This is a genomic window from Nostoc sp., from assembly GCF_036916985.1.
Taxonomy (GTDB): domain Bacteria; phylum Cyanobacteriota; class Cyanobacteriia; order Cyanobacteriales; family Nostocaceae; genus Nostoc.
In genome coordinates this window covers 48,047-70,404 of sequence record NZ_JBALFD010000079.1, presented here as the reverse complement: position 1 = coordinate 70,404, position 22,358 = coordinate 48,047, and the positions used below count along the sequence as shown (strand labels likewise).

The 22,358-nt window shown below is 42.2% G+C and carries 19 protein-coding genes and 2 pseudogenes; 8 read left to right on the top strand and 13 right to left on the bottom strand.

Annotation, left to right across the window (positions count from 1 at the left end; translation table 11 throughout):
- Positions 1-41: 41 nt before the first annotated feature.
- Positions 42-1,040 carry an SDR family oxidoreductase gene (locus V7L07_RS25360; protein ID WP_335061572.1) on the bottom strand — a complete coding sequence of 333 codons (999 nt, stop codon included), beginning with the start codon at positions 1,038-1,040 and terminating at the stop codon, positions 42-44.
- A gap of 232 nt (positions 1,041-1,272) precedes the next feature.
- A complete protein-coding gene (gene petM / locus V7L07_RS25355) occupies positions 1,273-1,377 on the bottom strand; it encodes a cytochrome b6-f complex subunit PetM (protein ID WP_069072151.1) in 105 nt (34 codons plus the stop codon).
- A 205-nt stretch (positions 1,378-1,582) separates the two neighbouring features.
- Between petM and pdxA the strand changes: the two genes are divergently transcribed.
- Positions 1,583-2,680, top strand: a complete 1,098-nt coding sequence (gene pdxA / locus V7L07_RS25350) for a 4-hydroxythreonine-4-phosphate dehydrogenase PdxA (RefSeq protein WP_335061571.1) — start codon at positions 1,583-1,585, stop codon at positions 2,678-2,680.
- Between the two features lie 131 nt (positions 2,681-2,811).
- Here pdxA and V7L07_RS25345 read toward each other — a convergent pair whose 3' ends face one another.
- Positions 2,812-3,531 (bottom strand): response regulator transcription factor, encoded by a 720-nt coding sequence (locus tag V7L07_RS25345; protein WP_335061570.1) that lies wholly within the window; start codon positions 3,529-3,531, stop codon positions 2,812-2,814.
- Position 3,532: 1 nt separating this feature from the next.
- Here V7L07_RS25345 and V7L07_RS25340 point away from each other — a divergent pair, with 1 nt between their 5' ends.
- The 3 genes and pseudogenes from V7L07_RS25340 to V7L07_RS25330 all read left to right on the top strand — a co-directional run.
- Positions 3,533-3,736, top strand: coding sequence for a hypothetical protein (locus V7L07_RS25340; RefSeq protein ID WP_335061569.1), 204 nt, complete (start codon positions 3,533-3,535; stop codon positions 3,734-3,736).
- 691 nt (positions 3,737-4,427) lie between these two features.
- On the top strand, positions 4,428-6,791 hold the full coding sequence (locus tag V7L07_RS25335) for an NACHT domain-containing protein (RefSeq protein ID WP_335061568.1): 2,364 nt from the start codon (positions 4,428-4,430) through the stop codon (positions 6,789-6,791).
- Between the two features lie 192 nt (positions 6,792-6,983).
- A pseudogene (locus V7L07_RS25330) lies at positions 6,984-7,430 on the top strand (rhodanese-like domain-containing protein); the annotation flags it as partial.
- Between the two features lie 543 nt (positions 7,431-7,973).
- Here the strand turns inward: V7L07_RS25330 and V7L07_RS25325 are convergent.
- The 6 genes and pseudogenes from V7L07_RS25325 to trpB all read right to left on the bottom strand — a co-directional run bounded on the left by V7L07_RS25325 (position 7,974) and on the right by trpB (position 12,746).
- Positions 7,974-8,603, bottom strand: coding sequence for a ribonuclease H-like domain-containing protein (locus V7L07_RS25325; protein ID WP_334696872.1), 630 nt, complete (start codon positions 8,601-8,603; stop codon positions 7,974-7,976).
- An 89-nt stretch (positions 8,604-8,692) separates the two neighbouring features.
- Complete coding sequence (locus V7L07_RS25320) at positions 8,693-9,241, bottom strand: CAP domain-containing protein (RefSeq protein ID WP_335061567.1); 549 nt, start codon at positions 9,239-9,241, stop codon at positions 8,693-8,695.
- Between the two features lie 293 nt (positions 9,242-9,534).
- Positions 9,535-9,912 (bottom strand): annotated as a pseudogene (locus V7L07_RS25315) (CAP domain-containing protein); the annotation flags it as partial.
- Positions 9,913-9,941: 29 nt separating this feature from the next.
- Positions 9,942-10,229, bottom strand: a complete 288-nt coding sequence (locus V7L07_RS25310) for a hypothetical protein (RefSeq protein WP_335061565.1) — start codon at positions 10,227-10,229, stop codon at positions 9,942-9,944.
- A 91-nt stretch (positions 10,230-10,320) separates the two neighbouring features.
- Positions 10,321-11,478: a class I SAM-dependent methyltransferase gene (locus V7L07_RS25305; protein WP_335061564.1), complete on the bottom strand. Its 1,158-nt coding sequence runs from the start codon at positions 11,476-11,478 to the stop codon at positions 10,321-10,323.
- A gap of 32 nt (positions 11,479-11,510) precedes the next feature.
- Positions 11,511-12,746 carry a tryptophan synthase subunit beta gene (gene trpB / locus V7L07_RS25300; RefSeq protein WP_335061563.1) on the bottom strand — a complete coding sequence of 412 codons (1,236 nt, stop codon included), beginning with the start codon at positions 12,744-12,746 and terminating at the stop codon, positions 11,511-11,513.
- A 260-nt stretch (positions 12,747-13,006) separates the two neighbouring features.
- Between trpB and V7L07_RS25295 the strand changes: the two genes are divergently transcribed.
- Together V7L07_RS25295 and V7L07_RS25290 are read left to right on the top strand one after the other, a co-directional pair.
- Positions 13,007-13,354, top strand: coding sequence for a translation initiation factor (locus V7L07_RS25295; protein WP_335061562.1), 348 nt, complete (start codon positions 13,007-13,009; stop codon positions 13,352-13,354).
- Positions 13,355-13,495: 141 nt separating this feature from the next.
- Entirely contained in the window at positions 13,496-13,654 is a 159-nt protein-coding gene (locus tag V7L07_RS25290; RefSeq protein WP_335061561.1) for a YqaE/Pmp3 family membrane protein, read from the top strand.
- 358 nt (positions 13,655-14,012) lie between these two features.
- Here V7L07_RS25290 and V7L07_RS25285 read toward each other — a convergent pair whose 3' ends face one another.
- The 4 genes from V7L07_RS25285 to lpdA all read right to left on the bottom strand — a co-directional run bounded on the left by V7L07_RS25285 (position 14,013) and on the right by lpdA (position 17,981).
- The gene (locus tag V7L07_RS25285; RefSeq protein WP_335061560.1) at positions 14,013-14,681 is read right to left on the bottom strand and encodes a carbonic anhydrase; all 669 of its coding nucleotides are present in this window, start codon (positions 14,679-14,681) and stop codon (positions 14,013-14,015) included.
- 288 nt (positions 14,682-14,969) lie between these two features.
- Positions 14,970-15,221, bottom strand: a complete 252-nt coding sequence (locus V7L07_RS25280; RefSeq protein ID WP_179069134.1) for a DUF5340 domain-containing protein — start codon at positions 15,219-15,221, stop codon at positions 14,970-14,972.
- Positions 15,222-15,464: 243 nt separating this feature from the next.
- Positions 15,465-16,355 carry an indole-3-glycerol phosphate synthase TrpC gene (gene trpC, locus V7L07_RS25275; protein WP_335061794.1) on the bottom strand — a complete coding sequence of 297 codons (891 nt, stop codon included), beginning with the start codon at positions 16,353-16,355 and terminating at the stop codon, positions 15,465-15,467.
- A 195-nt stretch (positions 16,356-16,550) separates the two neighbouring features.
- Entirely contained in the window at positions 16,551-17,981 is a 1,431-nt protein-coding gene (gene lpdA / locus V7L07_RS25270; protein WP_335061559.1) for a dihydrolipoyl dehydrogenase, read from the bottom strand.
- A gap of 482 nt (positions 17,982-18,463) precedes the next feature.
- Here lpdA and V7L07_RS25265 point away from each other — a divergent pair, with 482 nt between their 5' ends.
- Together V7L07_RS25265 and V7L07_RS25260 are read left to right on the top strand one after the other, a co-directional pair.
- On the top strand, positions 18,464-20,239 hold the full coding sequence (locus V7L07_RS25265; RefSeq protein ID WP_335061793.1) for an SWIM zinc finger family protein: 1,776 nt from the start codon (positions 18,464-18,466) through the stop codon (positions 20,237-20,239).
- Positions 20,240-20,399: 160 nt separating this feature from the next.
- Complete coding sequence (locus V7L07_RS25260; RefSeq protein ID WP_335061558.1) at positions 20,400-22,187, top strand: ShlB/FhaC/HecB family hemolysin secretion/activation protein; 1,788 nt, start codon at positions 20,400-20,402, stop codon at positions 22,185-22,187.
- The last annotated feature ends 171 nt before the right edge of the window (positions 22,188-22,358 follow it).

Here is a 22,358-nt window from a genome sequence, read left to right as displayed (position 1 = left end):
AGAGTCTAGAATTTTACGACTAAATGTCTGTTTTGTAATGATTATTGGCTATTGGCTTTTGAAGACTGTTTAAAAGGGGTTTTTTTCGGTTTCTGCTTTTTATTTTTATTTTTCTGGTAGTCTACCTCTTTGAGCTTCTTCATGATTCGGCTGAAGTACTCTTGTAGATAGCTTTCTAAAGTTGTGGTTTGTTGCTGATCTAAACCAAACACTGTGTAAACTTCATCCATTGCAGCATTTAACTGTTTACCACTAGCCAATACTTCTGTAAATGCTAGCCTATCTGCTACGTTCCATCCCCACTGGAAGAATCGCATTATACCCCGCACAGCACGCAGCAAGTTTATTGGCATCCGCGTTATTCTGGCATCTTTTCCAGATAAGCGTTCGCACAGGTTGATGATTTCTTCTGCACTCCATGCACGAGTACCAACTACAGGAAAAGTTTGGTTTTCCGTTTCTGGTACACTCAATGCTCGGATTGCAAACTTAGCAATGTCCTGAGTGTCCATATAGGCGATGGGTGAAGAATTACCTGTTACCCAAACTGGCTGTCCTTCCAAAATGGGAATCCCGTACTGACCGATTAACCCTTGCATAAACCCAGCTAGCCGCAAGATAGTGTAATTTAAGCCTGACTCAGCCAGAAATACTTCTGTACATCGCTTAATTTCCATAAGCGGCACTTCTGGATATTTATCAGCATCTAAAATTGAAAAGAAGACAAAACGTTCTACACCCGCAGCTTTTGCAGCTTGAATCAATGCTACTTTGCCTTCCCAGTCCACTTGTTTGATACTCAGTGAATCTGTAGGGCGAGATGTTGACGCATCTATAACTTGGGTTACACCTTCTAATGCTTGGGCTAGGCTTTCGGGATAACGCAAATTTCCGGGTACGAGTTCTGCACCCCACTCTTTGAGAAAAGCTGCTTTTTTACTGCTGCGGACAAGGCAGCGCACTTTATATCCCTCATCGATAGCACGACGAGCCACTTGTCTTCCTAAGGTGCCAGTGGCACCGACGATTAATAATGTCATGAGGGTTGTAATAAATTTTAATGTTTTATGAAAAGAATGTTATCAGAATAACCTATGCAAACAAAACTTTACATCTTTTCTCAGAAAATCAATTGATTTGGATAGACTAATGAGAAAATAGCTGTCCGGTTAACGGACAAGCTTTTTTCTCATTTCGTGAAAAAGGGAGTGGGGAGAATAAAATAACTCCTAACTCCTAACTCAGCACTCAGCACTCAGCACTCAGCACTAATTATTCTTCTCCGCCCTGAATTTTCAGTAACAATGCGCCTAATGCCCAGCCTACGAAGATTAAACTGAAAGACAATAGAGCTGCATTCAAAATTTCGCCGCCCATTGGTGTGATTCTCCTTATGCAAAGTGGTGTGTAAACTAGGTCTACCAGAAGCTTTTCAACAGTTGCTAGGATTAGACCTGTGTAAACAATTTTAAACTAGTTTAGCAAGTAATCCCTACTGGCTTGGGGGGCAATCCCTACTGTTGGAAGATAGGGAGATCGGGAAATTGGGAAAATTTTATGATAATAATTATGAAGAAAATTTATGTATCAAAATAATCAAGCTAATTTAATAAACTCTGTTAAAGAAAATCGTCCGCGTTTGGTGCTGACGCTGGGAGATCCGGCGGGTATTGGGCCGGAGGTGATTTTGAAAGCTTTAGCAGATCAGGAAATTAGTCAAAAATATGACGTTACAGTGGTGGGTAACAGGGATTTGCTGGCAGAGACTTATCGCAAACTGAATTTAACTGAGAATTTAGTACCTTTGGCAAATCCAGATGATTTGTCAGTCTGCGATGTGCCGTTGGATGGGAAGATTCAAGGTGAAATTATCCCAGGAATAGGTAATGCGGCCAGTGGTGCGGCCAGTTTTGCCTATATGGAATATGCGATCGCTCAAACACTGGCTGGTAAATTTGATGGTATTGTCACAGGTCCGATCGCTAAATCTGCTTGGAAAGCCGCAGGCTATAATTACCCAGGACAAACTGAACTTTTGGCGCAAAAGTCAGGTGTTGACCGTTTTGGAATGTTATTCGTAGCGCGATCGCCCCATACTGGTTGGACACTCCGCGTAATACTAGCCACCACACATATTCCCCTACGTCAAGTAGCTGATGTATTGACACCGCAGTTGTTGACACAAAAACTAGATTTGCTGGTGGAGTGTCTGGAGAGAGATTTTGGTATATATAGAGGGAGAATTGCGATCGCTGGTTTAAATCCCCACAGTGGCGAACAGGGACAACTTGGGCATGAAGAACAGGATTGGTTAATTCCCTGGTTGGAGCAAGAGCGGCAAAACCGACCACAATTGCAGTTAGATGGGCCAATCCCGCCAGATACGATGTGGGTTAAGCCTGGTCAAGCTTGGTATGGAAATTCTTTAGTCCAAAGTCCTGCTGATGGCTACTTGGCACTTTACCACGACCAAGGTTTAATTCCTGTGAAGCTGATGGCGTTTGATCGAGCGGTTAATACTTCTATTGGTCTTCCCTTCGTTCGGACTTCACCAGATCACGGAACAGCTTTTGATATTGCGGGTAAGGGAATTGCTGATGCTACGAGTATGAAAGCAGCAATACATTTAGCGGCTGAGTTGGTTAGTCAAAGGCTAGTACAGAAAAATGATATTTATTAAGTCACTATTTGCCAGATAACATAAGGCTAAAACCACAGAGTTTTCAGGCAACATTACTTATTAAGATACTATCTGAAGCTTTAGCGGACACAAAATCACCAAATAAGTTTGGTATCAATGAATCGGGAAACTTACGAATTAGTAATCTCATCGGGTGCTTCAAACTTGTAACCATAGCCCCGTACAGTTTTAATAAACTCCGGTATGCTGGTATCGACTTCCATCTTCTTACGCAACTGACCAATATGCACATCAACCACCCGTCCATCTCCTATGTAGTCGCAACCCCAGATTTTTTGGATTAATTGTGGGCGACTCCAAGCTTGGTTAGGATGACTTGCTAAAAAATGTAAAATATTAAATTCCAGTGCTGTTAAGGCCAGAGGTTTATCGTTAAGTGTTACCTCTCGACCCTCTGGATTAATTGCTAACTGCTTGAAAACGATCCGTTGTGTTGGGGAAGGGTTGATGTAGCGTATCCGCCTCAAAAGAGCTTCGACTCTAACTTCAACTTCTGCAAGACTAAATGGTTTAGTCATGAAGTCATCAGCACCCGCGCTTAAGATTTTAATTTTATCAGCCTCATCAGTCCTACTAGTCAGTATCAGCACTAAAACATTAGTACGACTCTGCATTTCTTGGCAGAGGCTATAACCAGTAACATCTGGCAAATTCCAATCCAGAATTACTAAAGCTGGGTTGAATTGCTCAAACAACGATAAAGCAGTCTTACCATCTGCTGCCGACTCTATTTGATATTTCCGACTTAAAAAACGATAGACGAGATTTCGCACGCCGAAGTCGTCATCAACAATCAGAATTTTGGGAGTCGTATCGCTAATCATAACCATAATGCTGCCTATTGTGGATTCTGCAATTCGCTGTTATGCCAGTTTGGCTTTACGTGTTTTTGTTGAGAGTGTATTTACGCGCGTCTCTGCTGAGTGCGATCGCTACTGTAGTACTTGTGTACAATTAATTTTCCATGAAGTTGATAAAAACTTCAGCCATTGTAATGCTGATAAAACGTATGACTGTTGTATGATTTTTGTATAATCTTGAATTTATTTTGTATACCTGTAAAAATTCACACTTAGATTTAAGTATAATCATAAACCATCTCCGTAACCGCAAATACTCTAAAGACACATCCAAAAGGGACGGTAATTACTACAACTTTAAAAAAGCAACATAATTTTCTGAATAATTAAGTTAAGTTTCTACAAAGGCTCACAAACCAATGGCACTAAGTTAAGATACAGCCCTTGCCCTAACTGCTTCCCAGCTTGGGAGGCTCCGCCTCTTCTTTCTTGACCAGAGGCAGAGCCTCTCGGAATACATTCCCAGGCTCCAGGCTGAGAACGAGGCTAAATCTGAATTTTCAAGATATCTGGAAAATCTCTCTCCTAAAAGGGGCTAGGTTTTTTGTGGGCTTTTCTATGCAACGCGAAAAGTTAGATCAGCCAATCTAGATTTTTAAATCCTATTTACCATACTCAGTGCTGAGTTTTAAAGTGGAGTACTCAGTACTTTCGACTTGGGTTTTTGCCCCGCCCTTGTGGGTGGGGTATCAACTCAGCACGGGCTAAACGCCCCGCTACCGCTAACAGCACTCGGAACTCAGCACTCTTCATCTAACTAGACTTTAGCCAGCAGGTGTGTTCTCTGGAAGAAAATCTACCCTAGTGCATTTACATATAGCTACCCTCTTAAGCATATACTATACTACAAATTTCAGCCTGAGACTATGACCAGCCAAGGACTGAGAGCATCACCAGAAGGTATAAGGGCAGCGAAAACAGCTTTAACAGACAAAACTTGGAGTCAGCATAAGTTAGCAACAGCTTTAGGCATTACACGTCAACCAGTTTCCAAATTTTTTGCAGGTGAGTCGATTTCCCGCTCTTGTTTTGTGCAAATTTGCCAACAGTTAGGGTTATCTTGGCAAAAGGTCGCTGGCTTACCTGAAGATGTGGCATTTGAGACAACTCCTAAAACGCAATTCAAAGGCGCTGATCTCGATACACTGGTGCGGGAAGTGCGGCAAAAACGCCAAGATAAAATTCAAGATCAGTGCAGCACCTTGCAAATCTTGGATATTTCCCAGACAATCCAACTGATCGATATTTACACCGATATTAATGTTTTAGAGAAGATAACTAACCTGCAATGGCGAGAAATTTCTGACCTGTTGAAAGACTTCAAATCTGAATCAAATTTTAATCAACTTGGAGGATACAAGGGTCAGAGAAAATTACCAGGCTTAGAAGTGGTATTGCGGCACTCAAAACTAATGGTGCTGGGTAAACCAGGATCGGGTAAAACCACATTTTTACAATATTTAGCGATTGAGTGTAACAAAGGCAAGTTTCAGCCAAACCGCATTCCAATTTTTATTAGGATGAAAGAATTTGCTGAAGATGCTCAAAGTGATAGCCAATTGAATCTATTAAACTACATCATTCAAGAATTTATCAATTGCAGTATTGAACAAGAATCAACCAAAATTATGCTAGCTGAGGGAAAACTGCTGATTTTGCTAGATGGATTAGATGAAGTAGCAGTAGAAAAAGCAGATAAAGTCACAAGAGAAGTTCGTAGCTTTACTCAGACTTTTTATCGGAATCAGTTTGTTATTAGTTGTCGAATTGCTGCCCATAAATACAGATTTCAGGGATTTACTGAAGTCGAGGTGGCAGACTTTGACCAAGAGCAAATAGAAATTTTTGCCAAAAATTGGTTTGTTGCAGTTGCTTTTAATTCCAGGGAAGATGGGGAAGTCATAGGAAATTTATTTATTAATCAGCTGCATCTACCAGAAAATCAGCATATCCGAGAATTAGCAGTTACTCCAATACTGTTACATTGGATTTGCCTAGTGTTCCAAGTAAAAGATGGATTCTCCTTAAAGCCAGCAAAGTTATATGAACAAGCACTGAATATTTTGATGTTCAGATGGGATGAAATTAGAGGTATTAAACGCGATCGCGTTGGTTATAATTTGACTCTAGTCAGCAAAAAAAAGCTACTTTATCAACTTGCGGCTATAACCTTTGAGTATGGGGATTATTTTTTTGAAAAAGAAAATATTCTGCAACTTATTGCTGAATATCTGAATACTTTCGCCGGAGTTCATTCAGAAGCAACTCAATTACAGCTAGTTCAAGAAGCAGTTTTGCAAGAGATTGAAGTCCAAAATGGGTTATTGGTGCAAAGGGCACAAGAAATTTACTCCTTTTCTCATTTGACCCTCCAAAAGTATTTTACAGCTAGAAAATTTGTTGAATTTCCTCAAGTCCAAAATTGGAATAATCTGGTTAATCATATAACTGAAAAGCGCTGGCAGGAAGTATTTTTATTAACTGTTGGTATGTTGCCAAATTCTGATGAAATTCTACAGATTATGAAGCAAAAAATTGATTTGCTAGTAGCTGAAGACGAGAGATTGCAGTATTTTCTAACCTGGCTGCATCAAAAATCTAGTTCCGTATCTACCCAATACAAAGCAGCAGCAGTTCGTGCTTTTTACCTGGTTTGCGTTGAGCAAAGCTCACATCGCGCCTTTATTTATCCTTCTGGTTATGACCTTGAGTACGCCCTTGTTGGTAACATCGCTTTTGACGCTGACCTTGCTCTTGATGAGTTTCTATTTAGTACTATTGCCTGTATTAACGAACTTGATTTTGCCTTTGAGTATAGCCTCAATGATGCCCTCGATCATGCTCATGCCTTTGCAATTGCCTTTGATGAAACTGTTGATCTGGTTGTTAATCCGAAATTGAAGCAAGTGTTGCAAAAACTTAAAAAACAACTGCCATCTATAGATAGCAATCCAGAGAAATTTAGGGAATGGTGGCAAGCTAAGGGGAAAGTTTGGGGTGAACAATTAAGAGATATACTGATTAAGTATCGCAATATTGGTTACGATTGGCAATTCGATGAGCAGCAAAAAGAATTGCTTCAGCAATATTACGATGTGAATAAATTGTTGGTAGATTGCCTCAATAGTGCTGCTGATGTAACTGCAAGAGTGCGAGAGGAGATTGAGGAGACATTATTATTAGCGATCGCAGATATTGAAAAGGTACGCAATTCCGATACTAATAGCTGAATATTTTGCATTTTCAACTAATATTTTATCAACTCATTAGGCATCTTCAAGAAGTCGGAGATCTTTTTGTTGGTAAGTCTGCACAGATTGCTATATCTGAGGAAAGGGTTAGAGGAGATTCATACCAGCGAAAGAGCAATTAAATATGTCGAGCCGTTAGATTGCTATTAATATCGTTAGCAAGGAGCAGTTATGACAAATAATTTAGTAGGCGGCATCATTCCCCCACAGCAACCAATAGCAGCACAATCTGATGCTCATACCCTGAAGAGTCGGTTGGAATGGGGCGAACCAGCTTTTACAATATTGGATGTGCGCGATCGCACAACCTACAACCAAGGTCACATCCTGGGAGCGATACCAACGCCAGTAGATGAATTGATTGAGCGTGCAATATCTTCTTTGGATAAAAGCCGTGATATTTACGTTTACGGCGCTAATGAGCAAGAAACTGCCGAAGCCGCACAACAACTACGTTCTAATGGATTTGAGCATGTCTCCCAACTCAAAGGTGGTCTTGCTGGATGGAAGGAGATTGGTGGCCCAACAGAAGGGATTGTTGAATCAAGAACTCCTCCAGGTGCAGATGATTACAATGTTGTAGCCCGGCTACAAAATCACCAAGAAAATCTCCAAAAGGGAGGTACTAGCACCACGGAAGCCATTAAGCAGGGAGTCAGTAACCTCAAGGAAGGTATTCAAGAGGGAGCCAGTAACCTCAAAGAAGGCATTAAAGAAGGAGCCAGTAACCTCAAGGAAGGCATTCAAGAGGGAGCCAGTAACCTCAAGGAAAATCTTGATGAATCTAAAACTCCTAGAGACACTGATGATTCCAACTTTGGCTCTTAGGCAAAAAATAACTGTTAAGATCCCCGACTTCTTGAAGAAGTCGGGGATCTAGCGGCCTAACAAAATTAATGAGACAAACGACTAGCCTGAATGGCACTAAGTTAAGATACAGCCCTTGCGCTGACTGGTTCCTAGCCTCCAGGCTGGGAACCCATTCTGGGAGGCTCCGCCTCCTCTTTCTTGACCAAAGGCGGAGCCTCTCGGAATACATTCTCAGCCTCCAGGCTGGGAACGAGGCTACACAGGCTTTTGGGCTTTTCTTAGTGCCATTCCCACTAGCCTGGATGACAAGCAATAAGAATTTCTTGTCCCTACTCCCCATTCCCTATTTGATCAATGTTCAAACAAATCCTTAAATTGCCACAAATCTAAGGAAACTATCGTTGGCAGGAATTCAAAGCATTCTTGAGCAACTTGCCAACGTTCTTCTCGTTTGAGCATTTCGATTAGCTTCTGTTGCACGCTAAGTAAGTAGCGCACATCATTGGCAGCATAACTTAGTTGAGCTTCAGATAAGCTAGCGGCGTTACCCCAATCAGAACTTTGAGAGCTTTTATCTAGCTCCACTTTTTCTAACTCTTGCACCACATCTTTAAGTCCGTGGCGATTTGTGTAAGTACGGGCTAATTTACTAGCAATTTTAGTGCAAAAAACAGGACTAACCTGAATCCCCAGATTAGCTCGCAAAGTAGCCAAGTCAAATCGAGCAAAGTGAAACACTTTTACGACATTGACTGCTTCTAAGAGTTTTTTTAAGTTGGGCGCGTCAGTTTGTCCTTTAGCTATGCGGATTACAGCAACTTTCCCTTCTGGATTGCACAGTTGGACGAGACACAAGCGATCGCGCAGTGGCAATAATCCCATTGTCTCTGTATCAACTGCGATCGCTGTCGATTCTAAATACTGGCTAAGGGCTGCGTCACTGAGATCGCGATCGCTCACCTGAAAATCTTGTAATGTCATCAATCTTTTAAAAAAAATAGCAGTGTCCAGCAAACAAAAGTCTTGTCAGACACTACATTATTATTGTGCAGAAAAATCAAGAATTAAATCTACCTAGTGCGAAAAAACATTTGTGTCAGGTAGACTTCACCTTGATTATTAGTAGCAACGCCGATTCCAGTGAGGTTATAATTTCCTTTCAAATTCTTTAGATGCCCAGGACTTTTGATCCAACCAGTAACAGCTTCCTCTACAGGGTTGCTATATCCCCGATTGAAAGCAACATTTTCCGCCGCACTGTTGTAGCGAATAGGGATAGCCTTGACTCGTCCTTCAAATCCCTGATGGCTAAATGGGGTTTTACCTTTAGCCATATTTTGACTATGAATTCTTGCCTGTCGAGTTAAATTTGCATTTAAAATCAACTTTGGTAGCCCTTTAGAAGCCCGATATCGATTAATTTGCTCAAATACTGATTTTTCTAGCTCAGTAGTTTTAAAAGTAGGAGTCGATATTGCAACCTGACTAGAAAAAAGCGACAACAGCTTATTACGGGTGGATGTATTCGTAGAAGTATGATTTGGTATCGGAACAGCCGTTAATCCACTAGCAAGGACAAGCGCACTTAAAGCGATGCCAAAAGCAGTTTGTCGGAACATGGAGAATTGCGTAATGTGTAGAGATATAAGACTTATACTTTAGCTCATTGTTCCAACGATATGCACCACAATACTATTAAGGATTGATGAATTTCGGCAATTTGGCTACATCGTTTATAAGGAGGATAAATAATCATTTGTAATTGTCAATACTTCAATAATCAACTTTATGAAAATCACGGTTAACTTTGCTGAGAATTTAAGATTTTCAGTAATTAATATGAGATATGTAAATTAGACGTAGTTTACATTAACAGAGAATTTCAGAAAAAACCTCAATTTCGCCAAACCGATCAGCGAAGGAAAATTTGTGTGAAGTAAATTTCGCCTCCGCTGTTACTAGCGACACCAATTCCTGTGCGATCGTAATTACCTCTAATATTGGCAAGATGCCCTGGACTTTCAAGCCATCCTTGAACAGCTATTTTGGCAGGATCGCTATATCCCTGGTTAAAAGCGACATTTTCACTAGCGGCTCTGTAAGAAATACCAATTGCTATAATTCGCTGTGAAAATCCCGTATGTCCAAAGGTAACTACACCATTAGCCATGTTTTGGCTGTGAATCCTGACTTGATTATCGATGACAGCATTACGAGTCAACGCTGGTAGCCCTTGAGAAACTCTGTAGCTATTTATTTGGTTGAAAATTGACTGTTCTAGAGCCGCAATATCGATGCTAGGTTCTACCATCTGAAAGACTAGCTTTGGTTAAGGGTTTCCAACTCTTCTTGTACCACTCGTAACACCCTAGCAATATATTCTGCCCGCCACTGTTCCCGTTCCTTAGTTACTGTGGTATCCGGCTCATAAGCTTCAATTTCAGTAGCCGATAAAATCCCTTTAACTTCTAGCAACCTTTCAATTGTGTCCAGCCGCTCATGCAGCACAGATACCTCGCCAGCCAAAGCCATAACGATCGCTAGCAATTTATCAGTTTGCGGATTTTCTAAGTAAACAGGCCGTTTACCCTTAGCTATTTTTATCATCCGAATACCAATTCTCCAAAAATAACACTACACAAAAAAAAGCCGGAAACCCAGAGAAAATCCGACTTCCTCAATTACGAATTACGAATTACTACTTAGTTGCAGCAACTACAAACCAAGTGCCTTGGCTGCCTGAGTTCCCATTTTTAAACAGTCCATTCGTTACCTTGGCTTTCCACGCTCCATTTGGGACAAATTTCTCGAAAACCTTATCTGCTGCAAAACCAGCCTTAGTAACTAGGGATACCAAATCCAGATCGCGTGCAGCACTCCAGAAGGGTTCGTTGTTGTTAGCGGTTTCCCAATCATAAATAAACTGCGTATAAACATCCATGTGACGATAAAGGGGTGCTTCAACATGGATCATCATGCCGCCAGGAGCCAGTAGACGATAAGATTCTTGCATAACTTTACGGATGGCTGGCGGGGGAATTTCATGCAGCAAAATATGAGAAACCACTAAATCAAATGATTCATCAGGGAAGTTAGTGCGTTCGGCATTTTGCTGAGAGAAGTGTACCCGTTTTCCCAAAGCTTCGGCTCTTGCATGAGCGTAACGCAGCATAGATGCACCCACATCTATAGCATGGACTTCTGCATCTGGGAAACCATCTACATAAGGTAATGTACTATTGCCGACAGAACATCCCATATCAAGAATTTTTCTCGGTCGAAAGTCAGGATATTCTGATAGGAGGTAATTTTGAACTATAGATAGCCCCATATCATCGTTCAGGGGCCCCAACCAACCTAAACCATAAACATAAACGCCGCGATCGTAGGTTGCGCCGGCAGTGACATCATCAGTGGTGAATTCACTGTGATATCCTCCGGGCATACAGTGAATATCTACAGCTTTTTGATGAGTAGGTATTTCAAAATTTGAGTCAAGGGTTAAAGTACCCAGTTCACCACCTTTATCTTTGCCACGTTCAATCAATTCTGGTAGTTGTCTGTCAACGTTGGCATTTACAGCATCCCATAACATTTCCTGGTTGATGCGCTTGAGGGCACTAGTCCAGCGATAATAGGGTTCGTGCTGCATTACTTCCCGAATTTCATAACGATTCTGGGGGGGACGCTGATGTTCTTGTTCAAACCTCGGCTTGCCTAGTTTTTCATAAACTACCTTATTACCAGGAGAGATATTCCTGAAAATGTGCATTTTCAGACTTTGCACAAAGTTTTGACGTGCTAACTCGTCATGAGTAGGTTGCGGTAGCATCGCGTGTTTGAATTGTTGATCCATATATTGCTTTTTTCCCAATATTTTACGTAGATTTACGCTGGATATAATAACTTGGCTACAGTTTGTACATCTTTATCACCGCGTCCAGAGCAGTTAATGACAATCCGAGGACTGCCAGTTAGTTGAGGACAGAGGGTTTCTAGGTAGGCGATCGCATGGGCTGTTTCTAATGCCGGGATAATCCCTTCCAATTTCGATAATCGCTGGAATGCCTCTAAAGCCTCTGCATCCGTCACACTATAGTATTCAGCGCGACCAGTATCTTTCAAATAGCTATGTTCTGGGCCCACACCAGGATAATCTAACCCAGCACTAATTGAGTGTGCCTCAATGATTTGACCATCTTCATCTTGCAGCAGGTAGCTCATTGCTCCATGCAATACACCAACTCGTCCTTTTGTCAAGGTTGCTGCGTGTTTTTGAGTATTGACACCTTCTCCCGCTGCTTCAACCCCAATTAATCGTATAGAATACTCATTAATAAACTCATAAAACAGCCCCATTGCATTGGAACCACCACCCACACAAGCCAAGAGAATATCAGGCAATCCACCCCACTTTTCTATTGCTTGGGCGCGAGTTTCTTCGCCGATAACTGCATGGAAATCACGTACCATCATTGGGTAAGGATGTGGCCCTGCGACTGAACCCAGGATGTAGTGGGTACTTTCTACATTTGTCACCCAATCCCGAATTGCTTCAGAAGTCGCATCCTTCAAAGTTCCAGTTCCCGCCTCTACCGGACGCACTTCTGCCCCCATCAGCCGCATTCTGAACACATTTAAAGCTTGGCGTTCCATATCCTGAACGCCCATGTAAATTATGCATTCCAGCCCAAAACGAGCGCAAACCGTGGCTGTTGCAACTCCATGTTGTCCCGCACCCGTTTCGGCAATAATCCGCTGCTTACCCATGCGTTTTGCCAACAATACCTGACCAAGAGCATTATTGATTTTGTGAGCCCCAGTATGATTTAAATCTTCACGTTTTAAGTAAATTTGTGGCCCGGTGCGATCGGATCGGGCATAATTAGCAGTCAAGCGTTCAGCAAAATACAATGGTGTCGCACGTCCTACATAGTCCCGTAACAACTGCTGTAGTTCTGCTTGAAAACTGGGGTCATTGCGGTATTGCTGATAAGCTGTTTCTAACTCAGCAAGGGCAGGCATAAGCGTTTCAGGTACATACTTACCGCCAAAGCGTCCAAAGCGGCCTAGCGTATCTGGAACTTGAGCAATTGAACTTGGAGATAGGGGAGTGGTAGTCACAGGCTGTTTTTGATGACGGGAATGACTTAATTATATAGAAAGTCTGGGGTATATCTGGGGAATGGGGCATGGAGAGTGGGGTGATGAGGGGGATGAGGGAGCAAGGGAGAAGAGTTTTCCCCTCCGCACCCCGCCCCTCTGCCTCTTCCCGGCTCCCTGGCAATGGATTTGTGATGTTAGCCTAGAAATTGACATCTCAGCAGAATGGTTACGTAGAAGTTTCCACTGCCTTTGAAATTATTTCTTAAACATTCATTTGTATGTCTTCTTCCAATCCCAAATCTTCCGACAAAGGCTTTGTCTACCGCGAATTTGGCAATGACAACTCAGCCGCTACAGAAAGACCAATTCCAGAACTGCCCCCACAACAACAAAATCTTAAAGTACAAGCTTCTCGCAAAGGACGCAAAGGGAAAACCGTCACAGTGGTTAGTGGTTTTCAAATCAAACCGGAAACCTTGGCAGATTTGCTGAAGCAGTTGAAAACTCAGTGTGGCACTGGTGGGACAGTTAAAGATAACGAAATTGAAATTCAGGGCGAACACAAGCAGAAAATTGCCGAGATTTTGACCAAGCTAGGTTACAAAGCCAAAATTAGCGGTGGCTAATGTTAAGTGCGGTTTCCCGCATCTTAAGCATGACCTAGATTAACAGAGAAAATGTTATCTTTGAGAGGTACAAGTATGCTTGAAAAGTAGTAAATTACTTTGCCAACAAGCTGTTTTTTGTGAGATGAACAGGAGGTTTAAATGGATTTAATTCGTATTCTGTGTGCCATTTTCCTGCCGCCTTTGGGAGTTTTTTTACAAGTAGGTTTTGGTATAGATTTTTGGATTAACATACTTTTGACGCTTTTTGGTTACATTCCTGGAATTATTCATGCAGTGTGGATAATTGCTAAAAAATAATTCTTTGCAAAAGATAGGTTGAGTGTAGCAATATTGGCGTTACTGATTCTGAGCAATGTTGGTGTAGAGGCAATTCATGAATTGCCTCTATAAAAAAGGTTATGAAATTAACTATTTTATAGTTCAATACGCTTGGGTTAAGAGCTACTGGCAATAGTTTTGGGTTTTTGAGACGCGATAAATCGCCGTCTCTACAAGGATTTTGTTGCTCATTCTGAACTGTATTCTTTTATCAGGGCTAGCGCCTCTCAAACCCTAATAGTTACTATCCAATAAAATCCAATATCTAAATAGGTGTTGTAAAAATAGTATTTATCAAGTTTCAAATTTAGGCTTTTTTGTGGCGGTAAATGCTGAATTAGCTCTCATTCTTTAACATCGCATACAGTCTAAACTCTAGAAGCAAGGGACAGATGTGTAATTGCCATTGCACAGTTGAGACATTCAAATCTTTGATTAACCCAGTGCGTATATCTAGTACCCAGCCGTGAACCATCGGTGCTTTTCGTTCATGGAGTACCTGACGCATGATGGAAGTTTGGTAAAGATTTTTCACTTGTGCCACAACATTGATTTCCGCCAAACGATTCAGACGTTCTTCTCTTGTTGGCAAGGCATCAATTTCTTCTTGTTTCTCTAAATACAGTTCCCGAATCGGATTTACCCAGTTATCAAGAATTCCGATGGTTCTTCCTTCTAAAGCAGCCTTAATTCCTCCACAATCATAGTGACCACAAACGATCACGTGTTCCACTTTCAGATGTAAAATTGCGTATTCTAAAACGGCTAAAAAGTTTATATCCGTTAGAGAAACTTGATTGGCAATATTACGATGTACAAATAACTCTCCTGGTTCTGTACGGGTAAAGCTTGTTAATGCCAGACGACTATCAGAACACCCAATGTATAGAAAAGGTGGTGTTTGTCCGCTAGATAATTCTTCAAAGTAAGTTGGGTCTATAGCTAGTTTCTCGGCAACCCAAGCTTGATTATTTCTGAAGAGTTCATCAATGCTGTTATATTTCATCTTTCGTCAAATTCGAGAGAGAATCTCATCAATATTTTAACTGATCTACAGTTTTCTTTAAATCAAGATTAACTTTTTCAGAGCTAAAATATTATCAAGATGAAAATTGTTTTCTACAGCATTAATATTATTTTTGTATAAATTGTCAAAAGCTATAGCGTTTATCTAGTAAGTGCGGTGTAACTTGTAAGTACTGACTCCTTCAATACACAGAGAAACTTTCTGATGATAGCTAAGAAAACTTCACAAAGATGCCAAATTTGAGATTAAGATATTAAGTTATCATCTTCAATCGGGGGCAACAACTTTGTTATCGTGATGATGGTTGATTGACCAACGGTGATCAATAGTTACAGAGGAAAACTCACAAATTTCTTCTAGTCGCTTTTGCTGTACAGCAGCTTTACGGAGAGTAATAATTAGCTGATTCACCTGATGCCGTAAATCTGGATTATCATTTACTGCTAACATAGTTTGTCTTTCTAAGAGTTGAAGTATAAGTTCGTAATGAATAGGTGAAGGTAGAGGAATTTGCTCCATGAAGTTAAATTTTGATTTCATATTTGGTATTTTTTATCAGTCAGAGTTTGTCTCTTATTAATGAATTGTTACATAAGAAATAACTAGTTGTTTATGGCTTTAATTTGATTAGCAATGAAGATTTGGCAAAGATATTGATGATATTTAATGGCAAAGTGCTGCGTATCTACGCATAGTATGCCCAATTGCCAACTATTTTGTGCAGTTGCCCTGCGCCTTTTAGGGCAGGGGAGGTGTAACTTTTCAGAAATTCCTCGGTAATATATGGGCGATCGCAGCGCCGGGATCTGGTTGTTTTACCAAAGATTCTCCAATGAGTACAGCGGATGCACCGGCTGTCAGCACCAAATTCAAATCATCTGGGTTGTGTAGTCCTGACTCGCTGACAACCAGGATGTTTTTCTCCTGCAATTGGCTACCCCTTGCAGCTAAAAGTTCGCAAGTAGTTTGCAGATCAACAGAGAAATCTTCTAAATTGCGATTATTGATTCCTACTAAGGAGACTCCATCCAAGGCTAACACACGGTCAAGTTCTGCCAAGCTATGGACTTCAATCAAGGCTGTCATTTTCAGATTGTTAGCAATTTTCAGGAAGTATTTCAAATCTTGATCGCTCAGGATAGCTGCAATCAACAAAATAGCATCTGCACCCTGAACCCGCGCTAAGTATATTTGGTAAGCATAAATAATAAACTCTTTGCACAGTAGAGGCAAATCCACGGCAGTCCGAACCTTGGCTAAGTTATCAAAGCTGCCTTGAAAAAACTTGACATCTGTTAGCACCGAAAGACAACTAGCACCACCTTGTTGATAAGATTGGGCGATCGCTACTGGGTCAAAATCTGCTCGTAAAATGCCTTTGCTAGGTGAAGCTTTTTTAACTTCGGCAATCAATGCTGGTTTAGTCCTGCCTTGACGCAAAGCGGCGACAAAATCACGGGTTGGCGGCGCAGTTAGTACCTGTTTCAGCAATTCTTGCAAAGGAACCTTTTCCCGCATTTGGTCATATTCTACTTCTTTCTGCCAGACAATCTCTTCCAAAATATTGTTTGGCGCTGCATCAGGCACGGCAGCCTGATAACGTAATATTGATACATCAATAGCTGGGTTAGGTGAACGACGACGAATTTGCATGATTGGGGACTGGGGATTGGGGACTGGGGACTTGGGATTGGGGGCTGGGGACTTGGGAACTGGGGACTTGGGACTTGGGCTGGGAAATAGGCTACAGGTTACAGGGTAAAGATTATTCTCTGTCACCTATTGTCTTTCCCTTAATTTCAATATCCAATACCCAATACCCAATCCCCAGTACCCAGTACCCAATCCCTAAATTGTGATCGCTCGTTTATAAGCTTCGTCTAATACTTCCGAGAGTGTCGGGTGGGCATGGACTAGATGTGCCAAGCTTTGGACAGATTGACGGTTGGCGATCGCAGCTGACGCTTCATGAATTAAGTCTGAGGCGTGTAGTCCGAAAATGTGAACACCCAAGACTTCTCCGGTGTCTTTGCGATATATCACTTTGGCAATACCGTCGGCTTCATTTTCTGCTAAAGCTTTGGAATTTCCTTTGAAATAACTCCTACTTGTGGCGATTTCAAACCCTTCGGCTTGTCCTAACTCCTTAGCAGCTGTTTCTGTTAAGCCCACATAACTGACTTCTGGGTGAGTAAACGCCGCTGCGGGGATGCTGCGATAGTCTACTATTCTTTCCCTCCCAACTATGTTTTCTACCGCGATGATGCCTTGAGCAGAAGCCGCATGTGCCAACATCATTTTCCCATTAGCGTCGCCAATTGCCCACAAATGCGGCACGACTTCACCTGCTGATAGCACTGCCATGCGATCGTCTACTGGAATAAAATTCCGCCGATCGAGTTCTACACCCACAGATTCTAAACCCAGATTTTTGGTGGCTGGGATGCGTCCGGTAGCTACTAAGCAAGCATCTACTTCAATGACATCTACATCTTCTTTGGTTTTGAAATCTGCTAACTCAATTACCACAGGTGAACCTGGGGTGACTTTTTTGGCGTATATCCCAACTTTCGTTTCAATATCGCGGGGAGTAATTAGCACCCGTTCGGCAAGTTTGGCAATATCGCGATCAAATCCTGGCATTAACTGATCTAGGGCTTCAATTAAGGTGATTTCACAACCCAAAGCTGAGTAAATATCAGAAAATTCCAAGCCGATATAACCACTACCAATAATTGCCACCCAGTCTGGTAGCGACTCTAATTTGACACCTTGATCGCTGGTAAAGACAGTTTTGCCGTCTACTTCAATCCCTGGAGGCACAAAAGGAATTGAACCAGGAGAAAGGATAATGTCTTTGGCTGTGATGGTTTTTTCACCGCCGTCTCCAGAAATCGAGACTTTTTGCGCCCCAGCGATTTTTCCCCAACCTCGGATGATATCGACTTTTAGACGTTTGAGGCTGTTGGTTAAGTCGCCTTGAATTTTCGAGACGAGATCGTTAGCATGATTGGCGATCGCTTGGCGATCGAATTCTACGCTACCAATTTGAATTCCCAGTGACTTGAGGTGGTGGGCATTGCGTAACTCCCGCACACGTCCAGATGCCGCCAGCAGCGCTTTAGAAGGAATACAGCCCCGATTAACACAGGTTCCTCCCATATCAGCAGCTTCAATAATTGCTGTTTTCAAACCACAACTTACGGCGTGTAAGGCTGCGCCATGTCCGCCTACACCAGCGCCGATAATTACTAAATCGTAATCATATCCTTGACTCACGTTAGTTTCCCCGTCTGCTTCGCCTATTTATTCTCAACTTGACCGACAATCAGCGCAACCCTTTTAACAGTTATCAGTTATCAGTTTTATCGCTGAACTCTAAATCCCTCACCTTACATTACCCTGACTGTTTACTGTTGACTGTTCACTGATTTCAGGTTTGGGTGTTGTTAACTCAAATTATGATTCACTCACTTCTGGCGAAAATATGGATATTTTCATTATATGGTTTGGTTTTCCCAGAAAAGCGACAATAAATTAGGTGAGTATTTGCAGGGTAATGAAGCTGATTTCAGTTCGGAGCTAGTTAATGAATAGAAATTGCATTCTCATCCCAATGCCCAATGCCCAATGCCCAATACTTCGACTGCGCTCAGTACAAGTGCCCAATGCCCATAAATTTGAATTTCTTTACAGCGCGTTAGCCTAACACTAAGCTGGATTTAGGATTGATCCAGAGGATTTACACAGGCGATCGCTCGATGTCTATTCCCCAAATTAGTGAATTTACTATCCGTCGTCATGCCAACGCCAAATCTTTCCAGCGGGGCGAGGCATATTATGAAGCTGGTGCTGTCAATGCCGTTATCCAACGTGGTCATCTGCTTCAGGCGGATGTTGTCGGCACTCAAGCTAGACCTTATCATGTCAACCTGAGTTTCGATAGCAGTGGCTTAACTTCAGTAAAATGCACCTGTGCCTACGACTTGGAAGGGTGGTGCAAACACATTGTGGCGACGATGCTTGTCTGTGCGCGTAACTCAGAAAATATTGAGCAGCGCCCCACCCTAGAAGAACTACTAAATCGCATAGATTATATCCAAACTCAAAGGCTGCTGCAAGAGTTAGTCGCAGAATACTCACCACTAATTGAGGCGATTGACCGTCATGTAAGTTGGATGACGAATCCTGCTGACAACCAAACAAACATCAAACCTCTGCGTCGCAGGACTATTGACCCGACTCCCTTTCGGCGGCAAGTACGGCAGATTCTCAAGGATACCGTGCGCTACTTTGAGGAGGGATATGAAGAAGACCCGATTGGCGAAGATTTGCTGAGTGTGGTGCAAACTGCGGTAGATTTTAGCGAACGGGGAGAGGGTGAAAATGCGATCGCTATTTTGGAAGCGATTACCTCTACCTGTGTGGAAAATTGGGATGATGTTGCCGAATATGGCGCTGAAAACGATGAAATTGTCGAGGAATTAAATAGTGCTTGGTGTGAAGCAATTCTCAGCACCCAACTTACCCCTGAAGAAAAAGTTGATATTCAAATCAATTTAGAAGCATGGCAAGATGATTGGAATGTTGACTTTGGTCTGATTATGGAGGCTTTACGCCAAGGTTGGGATTATCCACCATTGCTACAAGTTCTCCAAGGTAATATTACGGAAAGGGGAGCTTGGGAAGAAGATGTGCCAGACTATGCAGATGATTTGGCATTAATTCGCCTAAAAATTCTCGAACGTCAAGAACGTTATCAAGAATACCTGTATTTAGCAGAAGCGGAAGGGCAAACCCAGCAATATCTGACTATGTTGGGGCGTTTAGGCAGGGTAGAAGAAGCGATTGATGCGGCTCAAACCCAGATGAACTCAATGGAAGAGGCTTTTGCTCTAGCGAAAACACTCAGCGTTCAGGGAGCATTACAGCAAGCACTAGATATAGCCCAAAGTGGGTTAAGTTTACCAGGTAATTGTCAGTACGAATTGGGAATTTGGACAAGTGATTTAGCTAGTGAGTTGGGTAATAGTGAAACTGCTTTATTAGCAATCAAGGCAGCTTTTCAAGTCAAGCCCTCCTTTGTGGACTACCAAAAGATGGCAGAATTGGCTGGGGAAAACTGGGGAAGTGTCAAAACAGACCTGTTGAGAATTGTTCGTACTTATAGTGGTTGGGGAACAGAATCGGCCAAGTTGGACATATTCTTGCATGAGGGGCTAATTGATGATGCAATTGCGATCGCTAGTGAACTTAGTTCTTATCATTCAGAGTTAATTCACCGAGTCATGGATGCTGCTATCCCTCATAATCCTAGTTGGGTGATTGCTAATGCTCGTCTCCGTGCCGAAAAGATTATGGATGCAGGTAAAGCCGAATACTACTACTACGCGGTTGAATGGTTGAAAAAGGCGCGCAATGCATACTTGAAATCTGGAAAGAAATCTGACTGGTTAAGCTATCGGGGAAACTTGATGCAAACCCACGCTCGTAAACGTAAATTGATGGGAATGTTTAAGCAAAAGGATATGGAATGAAGAGTGCTGAGTTTCGAGTGCTGAGTGAAGAGTTAGGAGTTATGAATTTTCCCCCTGCCCCCTGGCTCCTGCCCCCTGGCTCCTGCCTTATCCCAACGACAAATATTGACGCCCACCTACTTATAATTCCATAGTTACTGACAAAAAATAGTCCAGTGTGATGATTGATAAATATCCCCAGAATCTTATAGTGCCTTGCTTACCGCTGAGTATACTTCTATCACTCGGCAGTATATATTCTAGTCCACTGAAAGCCCAGGCTGTTGATACTACACAATTACCAACTAGTAATTTCATCCTGTCACAACAACAACTCCCACCACCACAGGATGTCCAACCACCTGCACCTTCGCCACTTCCTGCACCTGAATTGCCACAGCCACTTCCCCCACCAGCAGAACTATTTCCCCCATCTGCCCCAACTCCCACACCAGAGGAACCAATTCCTGGCAACTTTCCTCAAACTATTGTTGTTGAACGGTTTGAAGTTGTTGGTAGCACAGTCTTCAGTGCCCAAGAATTAGCTAAAGCTACTGCTGAATTTACCAAACGACCAATCTCGCTGACCGAAATATATCAAGCACGTTCTAAAATCACTGATTTATACGTCAAAAATGGTTACATTACTTCTGGTGCATATATCCCACCCCAAACAATCCAATCTGGTGTTGTCAAAATTCAGGTGGTCGAAGGTAAATTAGAGGGTATCCAGGTAACTGGAACTCGACGGTTGAATCCGAATTATGTCCGCAGCCGACTAGCAATAGCGACATCACCGCCTCTGAATCGCCAGCGTCTATTAGAGGCACTACAACTTTTGCAACTTAATCCTTTAATTCAAAACGTGACTGCTGAACTCTCAGCAGGATCGCGGACGGGTGCTAGTCTGTTAGAAGTCAAGATCAGTGAAGCAAAAACCTTCAGTAGCCAAATAGTTCTTGATAATGGGCGATCGCCTAGTGTTGGCAGTTTCCGCCGTCGATTACAATTGAATGAAGCCAACTTATTGGGATTGGGAGATGCTTTAGGTGTAGCTTACACTAATACCGATGGTAGCAACTCCTTTGACGCCAGCTATACATTACCAGTCAATCCTAAGAACGGAACCCTCAGCTTTAACTATGGCACTACGTCGAGTAATGTCATTGAACCTCCTTTCAACGTTTTAGATATCCAATCGTCTTCTCGCTATTACGAACTGACATTTCGCCAGCCCATAATTCAAACTCCTACGCAAGAATTCGTCTTGGGGTTGACAGCCTCACGACGGGAAAGTGAAGCCTCCTATGTCGAAATAGAGCGAATACCTTTCCCTGGTTTAGGTGCTGACAACCAGGGACGCACCAGGGTATCTGCGTTGCGATTTTTTCAAGAATGGACTTCTCGTAACAGCCGTGAAGTCATCGCCCTACGCTCTCAATTTAGCTTAGGTATCGATGTGTTAAATCCCACCATTAATCAAGAGGCTCCCGATGGCCGCTTTTTTGCTTGGCAAGGGCAAGGACAGTGGGCCCGCCTTTTAGCTCCTGAAACCTTACTATTACTTCGTTTAAATACACAACTCGCCTCCAGAACACTTTTGCCCTTAGAGCAATTTGGCTTAGGTGGACAGGATAGCATTCGAGGCTACCGTCAAGATTACCTGTTAACGGATAATGGTACTTTTGTTTCTGCGGAAGTTCAAGTACCGATTCTGCGCTTACCCCAGATAAATAGCACCTTACAGGTTGTCCCCTTTGTAGATTTTGGTGTTGGCTGGAATAGTTCAGGCAGAGACAATCCCAATCCTAATACTTTAGCTGCTGTTGGTTTGGGGTTGCGTTGGTCACAGGGCGATCGCTTCACTGTTCGTCTTGACTGGGGTATTCCTTTAATATCTGTTAACTCAAATGACAGAACATTACAAGAAAACGGTCTGTATTTTAGTTTACTTTATAATCCTTTTTAAAATTCAGGGGTCATTCTCTTGACCACCTCAACAAGAAGCTTTGCTAAGAGAGGATTCCCGCCATTAAAGCAACTAGCGTGCGCTCATCCAAAGATCAGATATTTCTATCTAATTCGCAAAATTCCGTGACGCAGCACTATTTAACCAATTAAAAAATAAAAATCAGATGTT

Excerpts from the sequence above, each read along its gene's own strand:
- V7L07_RS25360 (WP_335061572.1), bottom strand. The coding sequence starts at position 1,040 with ATGACATTATTAATCGTCGGTGCCACTGGCACCTTAGGAAGACAAGTG.
- petM (WP_069072151.1), bottom strand. The coding sequence starts at position 1,377 with ATGGGCGGCGAAATTTTGAATGCAGCTCTATTGTCTTTCAGTTTAATC.
- pdxA (WP_335061571.1), top strand. The coding sequence starts at position 1,583 with ATGTATCAAAATAATCAAGCTAATTTAATAAACTCTGTTAAAGAAAAT.
- V7L07_RS25345 (WP_335061570.1), bottom strand. The coding sequence starts at position 3,531 with ATGGTTATGATTAGCGATACGACTCCCAAAATTCTGATTGTTGATGAC.
- V7L07_RS25340 (WP_335061569.1), top strand. The coding sequence starts at position 3,533 with ATGCTGCCTATTGTGGATTCTGCAATTCGCTGTTATGCCAGTTTGGCT.
- V7L07_RS25335 (WP_335061568.1), top strand. The coding sequence starts at position 4,428 with ATGACCAGCCAAGGACTGAGAGCATCACCAGAAGGTATAAGGGCAGCG.
- V7L07_RS25325 (WP_334696872.1), bottom strand. The coding sequence starts at position 8,603 with ATGACATTACAAGATTTTCAGGTGAGCGATCGCGATCTCAGTGACGCA.
- V7L07_RS25320 (WP_335061567.1), bottom strand. The coding sequence starts at position 9,241 with ATGTTCCGACAAACTGCTTTTGGCATCGCTTTAAGTGCGCTTGTCCTT.
- V7L07_RS25310 (WP_335061565.1), bottom strand. The coding sequence starts at position 10,229 with ATGATAAAAATAGCTAAGGGTAAACGGCCTGTTTACTTAGAAAATCCG.
- V7L07_RS25305 (WP_335061564.1), bottom strand. The coding sequence starts at position 11,478 with ATGGATCAACAATTCAAACACGCGATGCTACCGCAACCTACTCATGAC.
- V7L07_RS25295 (WP_335061562.1), top strand. The coding sequence starts at position 13,007 with ATGTCTTCTTCCAATCCCAAATCTTCCGACAAAGGCTTTGTCTACCGC.
- V7L07_RS25290 (WP_335061561.1), top strand. The coding sequence starts at position 13,496 with ATGGATTTAATTCGTATTCTGTGTGCCATTTTCCTGCCGCCTTTGGGA.
- V7L07_RS25285 (WP_335061560.1), bottom strand. The coding sequence starts at position 14,681 with ATGAAATATAACAGCATTGATGAACTCTTCAGAAATAATCAAGCTTGG.
- V7L07_RS25280 (WP_179069134.1), bottom strand. The coding sequence starts at position 15,221 with ATGGAGCAAATTCCTCTACCTTCACCTATTCATTACGAACTTATACTT.
- trpC (WP_335061794.1), bottom strand. The coding sequence starts at position 16,355 with ATGCAAATTCGTCGTCGTTCACCTAACCCAGCTATTGATGTATCAATA.
- V7L07_RS25265 (WP_335061793.1), top strand. The coding sequence starts at position 18,464 with ATGTCTATTCCCCAAATTAGTGAATTTACTATCCGTCGTCATGCCAAC.
- V7L07_RS25260 (WP_335061558.1), top strand. The coding sequence starts at position 20,400 with ATGATTGATAAATATCCCCAGAATCTTATAGTGCCTTGCTTACCGCTG.